The following is an 11,901-nucleotide window of genomic DNA, read 5'->3' on the forward strand; positions in this document are numbered from 1 at the left end:
CTCCCGAATTCAGGATACATATAGATGTATGTAGAATGAGGGAGGTTTTTGTTATGGCCAATCAGTCATTGAAGCCGTTAAAAGGAAGTCCAAACGCCGTCTCGACGCAAACCTCGATTGAAGAGTTACGCATGTCTCCGCTCCCATATGCGGGTAGTCGCGGTCAATCAATTGAAGCGATCAAGATGGCAATGAATCAATTGCCACGGGCCGAACTGATCAAAGAAACAGATGAGGGCCTTCATTATGTGGTGACCTCGAAAGTGATGCGCTTTAAAGATGATGTGAATTTTCTATTTGATGATTCCACTCAACAAGTCGAGTTTCGGTCTGCGTCACGTGTCGGCTATTCAGACTTTGGCGTGAACCGGAAACGGATGGAAGATGTGAGTGAACGATACCGGAGGTTGATTCGATGAAGGACTATCAGTTGATTGTCATCGGTGGCGGTGCCGCTGGAATGACGGTAGCAGCAGGAGCAGCGAACTTAGGCGCGAAAGTTGCGCTTGTTGAAAAAAATAAACATTTAGGTGGCGACTGTCTGCATGTCGGATGCGTCCCATCAAAAGCCTTGATTGCCGCCTCAAAAGAAGCAAATGCGATGATGCGCGCAGCGCGCGTTCTCGGAACGGAATTTAACGGAGGCGAGCATTATCAAATGTCGAAAGCACGAGTCGACAAGGCGCGCGCCATTATCCAAGATCATGATGGGACAGAACGTTTTGAAAAGATTGGGGTCGACGTGTACATCGGAGAGGCTTCTTTCCAAAGCCCGACTGAATTAAAAGTCGGGGACGATTTATTGATTGGGAAAAAATTTGTCATCTCGACCGGTTCAAAACCGACAGTTCCTCCAATCGACGGATTGGACCAAGTCCCATACTTAACGAATGAAACGGTCTTTGAAGAAGAGACGCTTCCGGAAAGCCTCATTGTCATCGGTGCCGGGACAGTCGGCCTCGAGCTAGCACAATCGTTTGTCCGACTCGGCTCGCAAGTTACCGTACTCGAGGCACAGGATGCGTTCTTACCAAAAGAAGATGAGGACGTCTCAACCTACCTAAAATCTCAACTTGAGATGGCGATGCGCTTAAAAATTGGCGTGAAGGTCAATCGGGTCGATGAAGTCGATGGCCGCATTCGTGTTACGACAGAGGTGGACGGCAAGACAGTCGAATATGAAGCAGATAAACTGCTCATGGCGACAGGGCGTGTGCCACGCATCGACGCACTTCGTCTCGATCGTGCAAATGTTCAAGTGACGAAAGGATACATCGATGTCTCATCTTCGTATCGGACGTCACAGCCGCATATCTTTGCGATTGGCGATACGATCAAGACGTTACCGTTTACACACGCGGCTGGCGAAGAAGGGAAAGCTGTTGTCGCAAACGCACTGTTTGGACTATGGAACAAGGTAGATTACAGTAAGCTACCGTGGATCACGTTCACAGATCCCGAAGTATTTCACGTTGGGATGACGGAGAAAGAAGCACGTGAGCGTTATGGGGATGACATCGAGACATATGAAGCGAAACTGTCAGAAGTGGACCGTTTCATCGCCGAACGCCAAGAGGCGGGCTTTGTCAAAGTCATCACGAAGAAAAATGGAAAGATTATCGGGGCACATGCGGTTGGTGAATCAGCTGGCGACTGGATGCAAATCGTCGTCTATGCGATGCAACGCGGCGATAAGATCGGCAAGTTGTCACGAATGATTTACCCTTACCCATCGCGAAGTGAAGCGGTGAAGAAAGTGACAGATCTCTACTGGCGGAAACGCTTATTTGAAAGTCCGCTCACGGAACTGGCGAGACGTTACTTCAAATTGACGCAATAACACAAATCACCCACTCGTTTGAGTGGGTGATTTTAGTTCGGTAATGTGATTGTTTCAACCATCTTTGGTTCGCCCTCCGATAAGTCGACGAGCGGTTTTATCAGCACTTCGACGCGTCGGTTTTTCGAACGACCTTCTTCTGTATCGTTCGTGGCGATTGGTTTGAATTCCCCATAGCTCGCAAGTGTAAACTGAGCCGGATTCAGTGCGTCATTCGTTAATAATCCACGCATGAATGCCGTCGCACGCGCTGAACTGAGTTCCCAGTTCGATGGGAAGCGGGCCGTGTTGATTGGGATGTTATCTGTATGACCAGACACGACAATTTCTCGCTTTCCAGCCTTCTCTAAGATTTGACTGATATTTTGAGCCACATTTCGAGCATCAGCATCAAGTGTCGCTTCTCCTAAGTTGAAAAGGGCGCGGTCTTGAATCGTTAAGACGAGACCACTGGAGTTAATTGTCGCTTTAATTTGACTCTCTAACCCATTCTTCTTAATGTACTGATTTACATCTTCTTTCAACTCATCGAGCTGAGCGAGTTCGTACGTGCGCGGATTGGCGGTCGTATTCGTTTTATCCGTCCGACTGATGTCGCTGTTTGAGGCGGTCGAGGCTTGAAAGACACTGACACCTCCAGAAAACACTTGGTTGAATGAACGCGACATTTTCTCGAGCTTCGTTTGGTCGATGTTACTCGATGCGAACAACACGATGAAGAGCGCGAGTAAGAGCGTCAATAAGTCAGCATAAGGAATGAGCCAACCTTCTGGAATGTGTTCTTCATGATCATGCTTCTTTTTGCGTTTCATAGTCAGCTCGCTCCTTTGGAGACAAATACACAGACAGCTTATCTTCTAACGTTTTTGGAGATTCACCGCTTTGAATCGATAAAATCCCTTCAATCATCATTTCTTTGATGATGACTTCACTCTTCGAATACTGCTTTAATTTATTGGCAAACGGGAACCAAAGTACGTACCCGGTGAAAATCCCGAATAGTGTTGCGACGAAGGCCGCCGAAATGGCGTGTCCGAGTTTTTCGATATCCGACAAATCTTTCAGGGCAGCAATCAATCCGATAACGGCTCCGAGTACCCCGAGCGTCGGAGCATACGTCCCGGCTTGGGTGAAGATGTCGGCGTTCGCTTTATGGCGCTGTTCCATATTTTCGATATCACGTGACATGACTTCTGCAATGTATTCAGAAGGTTGACCGTCGATGACCATCATCATGCCTTGGCGTAAAAATGGTTCTTCAACTTGTTCAAGTGCTGTTTCAAGGGATAAGAGTCCCTCTTTCCGAGCTTGCGTCGATAAGTCGACGAATTGTGTAAGTAATCCAGATTTACTTGGGAGTTCCTGTTTTTTGAACAAGATTTTAAATAACTTCGGTACATTTTGAAGCTGTTCTTTCGATACGGCGATACTGACCGCAGCAGCTGTACCGACGAAAATGATAACGATTGCGGCAGGGTTGATCAGCGGTGCGATACCCGCTCCTTTTAATAACATTCCACCAACGAGGGTGAGGAACCCGAGTATGAGCCCGACTAACGTGACGACATCCATGTCTTTGTTTTCCACCTTTCCGAAATAAATCAGGACAAAAAAAGCGAGAGACGCTACTCGTCTCCCGCAACATGCGTTCCCGATGATTAAGCGCCGTTTTCATCAATCAGCATTTGAATGCTGATGTTTCGTTCTTCACGCTCTATATCGGTTAATACGTCGTATTTTTTTAACAATGCGTACAATTGATTCACGACTTCTTGTTCAAGTGACCAATTGAGTAACTCTTCTAGCTGAAAATAAAGGTGAGCGGGCATACATTGTGATTGGCGCTCCAACCTTCGCGAGACATCCTCTATCGAATGATCTACCGTACTAGGGTCCACGGTTTCATTCAACCTCCTCAACATTCTTAAAGTCTATCTCCCATAATACCAAAAATTCGAGGAAAGCGTTAGAGATACATTTTCTTGTTGGCATTTAGAAAGGCGAGGAGTAACATGAGGCTTAGAATAACAGAAGTGAAGGGGATGTCGTGATGCGACATAGACTGTCAGCGCGTGAAATGCGTTTGAAGCGAATCGAGGTACTATATCGAGTCGTGTTTGAAAAACCTGCCCGCTTTATCGCGGGAGGATTTTTACTTGCGATTTTTATTGGAGCAACACTCTTATATATGCCATTTGCTCAAGAAGAACCAGTTTCTTGGATTGATTGTCTATTTATCGCGACTTCTGCTGGTACCGTGACCGGATTATCGACTGTAGACATCGGTTCGTCGTTCAACCTGTTCGGGGAATTGGTGATTGTCGCCCTCATTCAAATCGGAGGTCTTGGTTTCATGACAATTGCGTTGATGCTCCTGAGTGTATTAGGGAAGAAAATTGGATTGAAACAACGGATTCTCTTACAAGAGTCGTTAAACTTAGCCGGACCCGGTGGAACGGTTCGTCTCGTGCGAAATATCGTCTTCACGACGGTCATCGTTCAATTTATCGGGATGCTGTTTTTGACGTTCGAGCTATATAGTACAGAGAGTTATTCTTTCGGTGCGGCACTTTACTACGGCTTTTTCCATGCCGTCTCTGCCTTTAACAATGCAGGCTTCGCGTTGTTCCCGGACAGTCTGATGTCATTTGAACAAAACACGGCGATTGTCGTGACCATCGCCCTCATGATCATGATTGGGGGTCTCGGGTTCACGACGATTGCCGATGCGACAGAGGTGCGAGGATGGAAGCGTCTCGCTCTCCATTCGAAGATCATGATTCTATCCCTTTTGGTCATCAATGGGGTGGCATGGTTCGTGCTCATGATGTTTGAGTGGGTATCAAACGAAGGTTCTCTCTATGGGCGGTCCATCGGTGAGGCACTACACGTAACCTTTTTCCAAGCCGTGACGACACGTACGGCCGGTTTCAATACGATTGATATCGCAACGATGGCACCTGCCTCAATCGGCTTGATTTTAATTTTGATGTATATCGGGGCCGGTGCAGCTTCGACAGGGTCAGGAATTAAAGTGACGACGCTAGCGGTCATCTTTGCGGACATGTGGGCGTTCATTGCAGGTAAGAAAGAAACGGTCATTATGGAGCGGACGATTGATGCGTTTCAAATCAAAAAGGCATACGTTGTCGCCATCTCAAGCTTCTTCTTCATCCTGATGATCACGACACTCGTCATTTTGACGAACGGTCATATTCCAGCGAGCGCCATTCTGTTTGAGACGGTGTCGGCGTTCGGGACGGTCGGGTTATCATTAGGCATTACCGCTGATTTGAATGCTGCGGGTAAAGGGTTCATCATGTTTATGATGCTCCTTGGACGTGTCGGGTCGTTGACGATTCTCTTTACGGTCGCACGACAAGCCGACCGAAAGATTCGCTATCCGAAAGAGAAGATTTTGATTGGTTAAAAAGAGCGCATGAAGAAAGAATGTATTTGGCTGCAATCCACGCATGTGGAAGTGCAGCTTTTTTTAGGTCTCTACTAATCAGAAATCGAAATCATTTATGTTAGCTTTTATCCCATTTAATAATTGGTATATAATGGATTTGGAGATGAGTAATCTGTCTGAATCGATCAAGGGGGTTTTTAACTTGTTATCTTGGCTAGGTATGACAAAAAGAGAGGAAGAAGGACGTCCATTCTTCGGGGATGTATCAAAAAGAGCGGTGACGCTTGTTTTGCTCACCTCACTGATATTGATGAATGTGGTGAAGTCACTCTTCCTTTACCTGATTCCAAAAATATATTTGGAGGATGCAATCATTGCTGTTCTCCCTGGTATAATCGGCCTTCTCGTGGCGTTGGTCTATATCCTCGTTCTCGAGCGTCTGCTACACGAACAAGCGATTTCTCATAAAGAAAGGGATCAAGTATAAAAAACAAGTGTACTCTCGTTACGGAGTACACTCGCATTCGACTTGTTGATCCCAATCATTCAGTTCATTATAGTTGAAGCCCTGAACGCATTCAGGGCTTTTTGTGTGTCATGAAATAACGAACGATCTCCGGTAGATAATCTTGAAGATCCGGACAGACAATCCCAGTTCCATCGAGTGCTCGAATCGTTTGCGTCGTATCGAAATGGACAGGATGTTTGAAATAGTCTAGCAGTTCGTGCGGAACATCGAGTTGTGCGGCGTTTTTCCAAGTCGTGAATGCGACATCTGCAACAGCATGAGGGACCGTGCCGCGAGGTGGACGTTGAAACATCGTTTCATGTAGCATCCGATACACTTCACGCGCACCGTGCGGGAAAGGGTCCGTCAAATGAAAGGTTCGCTTCGACCCGACTGGCGAGTGTGCTAAGAAGGCGGTCGCTTCCACGACGTAATCATAAGGAACTAGATTCACTTCGACGTTCGCGCGCCCGATATAAGGGAGCGGTCGCATCTGTTGAAGTTGCGCCATCAATTTCAACACAAAATAGACACCGTCAAACTTCTTCGTTTCACCTGTTTGACTATGCCCAATCACAATACCAGGACGAATAATGGTGATTGGCATTGTGCCCATCTCGCGGGAGACGAGCGCTTCTGCTTCATATTTGGTTGCTTCATAATGATTTTTAAATCGAGCCCGATGCCAGAGTTCGTTCTCATAGACGGTCCCTTGCCTACGACCGGCAATGTAGGCCGTACTGAAGTAAACGTACCGTTTTAGCTGTTTCGAACGTTTGGCGAATGCCGTCACATGTTTTGTACCGAGGATGTTGATTCGATACCCGAGGTCATACGGAATGCTCAAATCGTAAGCGGCAGCCAGATGAAAGACGTAATGCACGTCGCGCTCGATGACAGAGCGCATAATCGGGTCGAGAATCACTTCCGGTAACGTGATGTCCGCCTCCACTAAGATGAGCTGACGAGGCTCAAGGGATGTCGTAGACAGCAACGTATCCCGTAGTTCTTCCGCTTCCCGCTGTTGGTTCGGAAGATGAAGTGCATAGATTGTTCCGATTTGATGAGGCAACGACGCGAGATGTTCGATTAACTTTCCAGCTAAAAATCCAGGAAATCCGGTAAAGGCATAATCGTTCATGACAGTTCCTCCGCTAAGTCTAATGTGAATGTAAACGTCGATCCTTTTCCGACAGTCGATTCCACTTCGATACTGCCGCCGTGTGATTCGATGATTTCTTTACAGATGGATAAGCCAAGACCGGTCCCGCCAATTTTACGCGTATCGGAGTTATCGACGCGATAAAACTTTGTAAAAAGTTTCTCGAAGGCGTGTTCAGGAATACCGATTCCGAAGTCACGAATAGAGACGTGGGCCTGATTGTGGTTGTGCCGGACCCGTACTTCGATTTCTTGTTCGTTTGGAGAGTACTTGATCGCATTGGAAATCAAGTTGACGAGTACTTGTTCAATACGGTCCCGGTCAGCAATCAAGCGTAGGTCTTCATCAGCGTTATCGAAATGAATGGCATGGTCATTTGTTTCACGGAAGCGTTCAACCACCTCTAAGACGAGTTCATTCAACGAGAAATGATCTTGCTTGTATTCTTGATGTCCACCTTCCATACGTTGAATGTCTAAGAAGTCATTGAGTAACGCCGTTAACCGCGACGCTTCCCGTGACATCGTCTTTAAGAACCGTTCTCGCTTATCAGGCGTCAAATCGCGAGCGAGCATCAACTCGATGTAACCAGATAATGAAGAAAGTGGTGTCCGCAGTTCATGCGAGACCGTACTCACTAGCTCATTTTTAATCTGGTCCATCCGCTCTTCTTCCGTCCGGTTACGGAATACGAATAAGAAACCGCTATCCATTCCGATTTGTCGTTTCGTATCCATTGTCGTGCCATACATCTCGTAATATTCCTCATCCCGATCGTTCGGTTGAGGGATGGAGAAACGCATGGACACTTCCCGAGCCGTTCCGTCTAACAGTTGATCCATCTTGCGCAACATCTCGCTTCGGTCGCGAGGACGGAACGTGGAGAGGAGGGGGATACGCTCTTGTATTTTATTCGGGGCGATCCCAGGTAAGTCCATGAGGCGTCGCGCATGGACGTTCATGAACAAGACACTCCCGTTCGACTCGGTCAAGACGAATGCTTCGTTTGACGCTTGTAAAATCGATTGAATGATGTCCCGTTGGCGGGCAATCGCATTTTTCTCTCGTTCGAGCATGCGTTCTATTTTTTTTCGGTCGCTAATGTCACGCATGACGGCGACTCGTAACGTTTGGCCAAGATACGTCACTTCTTTCGGGTAAACCTCCATCTCTAGAAACGTGCCGTCCGCTCGTCGTCCAATCACTTCATATGGCGTTTGGATATGATTGCGAATCCGTCGTAACACATCTGCCCGATATCCTTCGGCAATAAATTCAACCGTTTGCCGACCGACCATTTGTTCAGCTGGGATTTTGAAGATGGATTCCGCTGCTTTGTTCGCGTCAAGAATCATCCCGTCTTCGTGGAATAGGACCGCCTCGATGACAGATTCGGCAAACATGCGATAGCGTTGTTCCTTATAACGAAGTTCTCGTTTTAGTTCAATCTCAGGACTCACGTCAAATACGAAGAAAAAGAATCCGATGAGTTGCTCTTGTTCATAGACGGGATGCATAAAGAGTTTTCCGATAAAATGTGTCCGGTCTTTACATTGAAACTTCCACTCACGGTCTCCTTTGTCGAGTGCGAGGCGTAACATTTGTTCGAACGAAAGCAACCGTTCCGTTTCATCTTGATAGGCAGAACGCTTTTCGCTCAGCTCTCTTGACTCGAACAAAGCGAACGGGGTCATTTCATATAACACTTCATGAGGGGCGTAGCCGAACAGTTCCGTAGCTCCCTGGTTAAATCGAGTGATCAACATATTCGCATCGGTCATAATCATCGCCATGTCGAGCTCAGTGTGCATCATCGCTTCAAACGCATTGTGTTGAATTGTCACGCGCGTATCATGAGGGAGTGGTTCGATGGAAAGAATGTAGTGTTTTTCCCAAGGGATGGCATGCACGCGCATCGTCGGCAGCTCATACATCCATGGAAGTCCTTGTTCCATTCGGCGAGATAATTCCATTGTCATCGGAGACTGGTTGACCATATGAAAGAGGTTCGTACGAGTCTGTAGATTCTCTGGGAACTTTTCTAGAAATGGTCGGTTTGCCTGAACGATTGTTCCATCTTTTTCTATTAAAGCAACCCCGTAAGGTAATGCATGTAATAACTCACTTTGGAGATTGGTGCGATTCTCCATGAACGATCATCCCTCCTTCGTGGTGTCAGACGAGCATATCTTCTATAACATTCGACAGATCCCCCTTTCATTTCCTGCCCTCAAAACGGTAAAGTGGGAGAGAGGACGTGGAAAGGAAAGATGGGGATGATTGGATTACTTCTAAGTATGGTCGGTGCCGTTAGTCTATGGTGGGTCGGAGCACCGCTTTGGAGCAGTATCTTACTACTCGTGTTCGGAATCGTGTGGTTCATCTGGAGAGCTCGGCTGTCGACCATCGACCGGATTGACCGAATGGATGGCCGAGAATTCGAACTATTCTTAGAGGATGTGTTTACGGCGCTCGGATACACGGTCACCGTGACACCGGCATCGCGTGACTTCGGGGCAGACTTGTTACTCGAGACCCCCGATGGATGGTCGATTGCGGTACAAGCGAAACGCTATGAAAAGGTAGTCGGTCTTGAAGCGGTTCAACAAATCGCGGCTGCCGTTCCGTACTATCAGGCACATGAAGGATGGGTCGTGACGAACTCGACGTTCACGGACAGTGCGTATGAATTGGCAGCACCAAATCAAGTTCGTCTGATTGCAAGAATGGAGCTTGAAGAACTCTTAAAAGAAGCGGGATATAAGCGATAAGAATAGGCATGTTCACAAGTTCGACAGAATCCAAAATGATGTCGAAAAAAAGGGCTTGTCTTTTTCTTTAATCGATGCAATAATCATCTTCGTCATATGAAATATGTAGTAGTTGAAACGAGATAAAAAACTACACAGAGAAACGATTGGGGTTTCAAGAAATGCCCGACCGTACACATACAAACAATCACGGTTGGAACGTGCTAGGAGGAAAAAGCGGTGCGCAAATTAATTTATGTAAAAGGTTGCGTCTTTACGCAAGGCGAGGCGACCATTTATGATGAGACAAATGATGCGATCGGATCTGTTCACCGCGACGCGGAAGGCAGTGTCCAAGTGCACAATTTGTCTGGACGACAGATCGCTCACGGGAAGTATATCCCGAATTGCCAAAAATGGGTCGTGATGAACCATGATGGACAGGCGATTGGTCAATTGAAAGACAAGTTCTCGTTATTCGGGAAAAAGTGTGAGTACAACGTCTATGAACGCGGACTCTTCACGATTCAATACGATGTGGAACGTCATAAGTTCAGCGTCCGTGACAAAGCGGGTAAACTTGTCGCGGAGCTACGGAAACAAGAGGACGACACGTTCTGCTTAACGAAAGAAGCAGATCAGCTATCGATGTTCGAACTCCTTTCTGTCTTAAAAACGTTAACGGTTAAATCGCGGATGCCGCTCGCAGCATCTGTCTCATAACGATGACGAGCACCGGTCTTAGACCGGTGTTTTTTGATGAAATAAAAAACCGTTCCATCAAATGAAACGGTTCAAATAGTGTTTGGCCTCGAGCTCGAGTGTCGTCACACGGTGTGCGTACAAACAGAGTTTTAAGACATGAATGATATTCGGATGTGTGTACTTCGTTTTTTCGAGAGAACGTTTGGCCCGTGTATCAAGCAGGTCGATTGGGCTCGTCGACTTCGCATACTCTGCGTATAGTCGATAAAAGTCAATCGGAGTGATGAAGTCGTCTTCGTCCCGGTCAGGGTTGTTGAAGATAAGTGCCAATAAGGAACTTGTCTCTTCAAGTGAGAAAAGGTGTTTCAAGTCATCAAGGAGGTAGATGATGGCTGCTTGATGCAAGGAATACTTTTTACCGATTCGTGGGACTCCGATGATTTTACGGACTTCACGCTTCGTCCAATTTTGAATTGTCGTCGCCGAGAGATGTTCTCCGGTCAATGCGTTCGCAAGGGCGACGATTTGATTAATCGACAGACCGTTCTTTTCAATATGAAACAAGTGGATTTTTCGAAGCTCTTTTGGAAAATGTTCACGCACGTCTTCAGGGAAGAGGGCGATGGCTCGCTCGATTTCTCCGACCTGCATGAAGTGAAGGCAATCTGCCAAAGTTTGAATTGAAGTTGCGTCGCGCATACGGCCACCCTTTCTATCACCAACATCGTACGTTGGCTATACAGTCATTTGACCTCATTCTACCAAATGTTTGAAAAGTAAGCTAGGTTGGGCACTGATTAAGGTATAATGACGGTATTATACACATCCTATACATAGAGGTGGTCAAGCAATGAATGAATGGATTAGTTCGATTCTTTCCATCGTGGTTGTCCTTGTATTTCTCGTCGGTCTCGAACAGGTCGGGAAGCGTCTTGGGTGGACAGACGAAACGATTCGAAAAAGTGTACATATCGCAGTCGGACATTGGTCGTTACTAGCGGTCTGGTTAATGGATTCCTGGTACGTCGCGGCAGTCCCGCTCATCTTCTTCACGTTTGCGAACGCGGTCTTGTTATATAAAAGTCCCTCACCGGTACATCAGACGGAACGGAAGTCTTTCGGAACGGTCTATTATCCAATCGCCTTACTTATCATTTTGTACTTCTTCTTTGAGTCGGAACCGATTGCATTTTTAGCGGGATCACTCGTCCTCGCCTGGGGGGATGGGATGGCTGCATTGATTGGACGGAAATACGGTACGGTCATCTATGATTTGTACGGTCAAAAGCGTTCCTTCCAAGGGAGCGTCGCCATGTTCTTAAGCTCGTATGCGGTCTTATTTTTATTGTTTTTGTGGAATGATGTCGTCATGTGGCAAGTGGTAACATATGGATTTATCATTTCCATCATCGCCACGCTAACCGAAGCGATTTCATACCGAGATTGGGATAACTTTACAATTCCAATTGTAGTGGCTGTAGCGACATCGCTATTGTTATAAACTAATCATGACATTGTAAGAAA

13 protein-coding genes are annotated in these 11,901 nt (G+C 46.7%); 7 read left to right on the plus strand and 6 right to left on the minus strand.

What is annotated here, in order from left to right:
• Nucleotides 1-53: 53 nt before the first annotated feature.
• Both KNP04_RS11830 and KNP04_RS11835 read left to right on the plus strand, forming a co-directional pair.
• Nucleotides 54-419, plus strand: a complete 366-nt coding sequence (locus tag KNP04_RS11830) for a DUF1499 domain-containing protein (protein WP_214695922.1) — start codon at nucleotides 54-56, stop codon at nucleotides 417-419.
• A complete protein-coding gene (locus tag KNP04_RS11835) occupies nucleotides 416-1,840 on the plus strand; it encodes a dihydrolipoyl dehydrogenase family protein (protein WP_214876335.1) in 1,425 nt (474 codons plus the stop codon). Before KNP04_RS11830 ends, KNP04_RS11835 begins: the two co-directional genes overlap by 4 nt.
• Nucleotides 1,841-1,872: 32 nt before the next feature.
• Here the strand turns inward: KNP04_RS11835 and KNP04_RS11840 are convergent, their stop codons facing one another.
• From KNP04_RS11840 to KNP04_RS11850, 3 genes are all read right to left on the minus strand, one after another.
• Nucleotides 1,873-2,652: a flagellar motor protein MotB gene (locus tag KNP04_RS11840; protein ID WP_214876337.1), complete on the minus strand. Its 780-nt coding sequence runs from the start codon at nucleotides 2,650-2,652 to the stop codon at nucleotides 1,873-1,875.
• Nucleotides 2,630-3,412 (minus strand): flagellar motor stator protein MotA, encoded by a 783-nt coding sequence (gene motA / locus KNP04_RS11845; RefSeq protein ID WP_214790347.1) that lies wholly within the window; start codon nucleotides 3,410-3,412, stop codon nucleotides 2,630-2,632. Before motA ends, KNP04_RS11840 begins: the two co-directional genes overlap by 23 nt.
• Before the next feature lie 86 nt (nucleotides 3,413-3,498).
• On the minus strand, nucleotides 3,499-3,669 hold the full coding sequence (locus KNP04_RS11850; protein WP_251024965.1) for a hypothetical protein: 171 nt from the start codon (nucleotides 3,667-3,669) through the stop codon (nucleotides 3,499-3,501).
• A 221-nt stretch (nucleotides 3,670-3,890) separates the two neighbouring features.
• Between KNP04_RS11850 and KNP04_RS11855 the strand changes: the two genes are divergently transcribed.
• A complete protein-coding gene (locus tag KNP04_RS11855) occupies nucleotides 3,891-5,270 on the plus strand; it encodes a TrkH family potassium uptake protein (protein ID WP_214876339.1) in 1,380 nt (459 codons plus the stop codon).
• Nucleotides 5,271-5,367: 97 nt separating this feature from the next.
• A complete protein-coding gene (locus KNP04_RS11860; protein ID WP_214876342.1) occupies nucleotides 5,368-5,739 on the plus strand; it encodes a hypothetical protein in 372 nt (123 codons plus the stop codon).
• Nucleotides 5,740-5,830: 91 nt separating this feature from the next.
• On the opposite strand, the gene KNP04_RS11865 is transcribed toward KNP04_RS11860, so the two are convergent.
• Together KNP04_RS11865 and KNP04_RS11870 are read right to left on the minus strand one after the other, a co-directional pair.
• Nucleotides 5,831-6,901, minus strand: coding sequence for an SDR family oxidoreductase (locus KNP04_RS11865; protein WP_214876344.1), 1,071 nt, complete (start codon nucleotides 6,899-6,901; stop codon nucleotides 5,831-5,833).
• Nucleotides 6,898-9,072 carry a PAS domain-containing sensor histidine kinase gene (locus tag KNP04_RS11870; protein ID WP_214876346.1) on the minus strand — a complete coding sequence of 725 codons (2,175 nt, stop codon included), beginning with the start codon at nucleotides 9,070-9,072 and terminating at the stop codon, nucleotides 6,898-6,900. The genes KNP04_RS11865 and KNP04_RS11870 overlap by 4 nt, the downstream gene beginning before the upstream one ends.
• 126 nt (nucleotides 9,073-9,198) lie before the next feature.
• Between KNP04_RS11870 and KNP04_RS11875 the strand changes: the two genes are divergently transcribed.
• Together KNP04_RS11875 and KNP04_RS11880 are read left to right on the plus strand one after the other, a co-directional pair.
• A complete protein-coding gene (locus KNP04_RS11875; RefSeq protein WP_214876348.1) occupies nucleotides 9,199-9,693 on the plus strand; it encodes a restriction endonuclease in 495 nt (164 codons plus the stop codon).
• 219 nt (nucleotides 9,694-9,912) lie between these two features.
• Nucleotides 9,913-10,395 (plus strand): LURP-one-related family protein, encoded by a 483-nt coding sequence (locus KNP04_RS11880; protein WP_015880506.1) that lies wholly within the window; start codon nucleotides 9,913-9,915, stop codon nucleotides 10,393-10,395.
• Between the two features lie 57 nt (nucleotides 10,396-10,452).
• Here KNP04_RS11880 and KNP04_RS11885 read toward each other — a convergent pair whose 3' ends face one another.
• Nucleotides 10,453-11,076, minus strand: coding sequence for a DUF1836 domain-containing protein (locus tag KNP04_RS11885; protein ID WP_214747004.1), 624 nt, complete (start codon nucleotides 11,074-11,076; stop codon nucleotides 10,453-10,455).
• Nucleotides 11,077-11,227: 151 nt separating this feature from the next.
• Between KNP04_RS11885 and KNP04_RS11890 the strand changes: the two genes are divergently transcribed.
• The gene (locus KNP04_RS11890; protein ID WP_214876350.1) at nucleotides 11,228-11,878 is read left to right on the plus strand and encodes a diacylglycerol/polyprenol kinase family protein; all 651 of its coding nucleotides are present in this window, start codon (nucleotides 11,228-11,230) and stop codon (nucleotides 11,876-11,878) included.
• Nucleotides 11,879-11,901: the final 23 nt, after the last annotated feature.

Source organism: Exiguobacterium sp. CH10, assembly GCF_018617635.1.
Taxonomy (GTDB): domain Bacteria; phylum Bacillota; class Bacilli; order Exiguobacteriales; family Exiguobacteriaceae; genus Exiguobacterium; species Exiguobacterium aestuarii_A.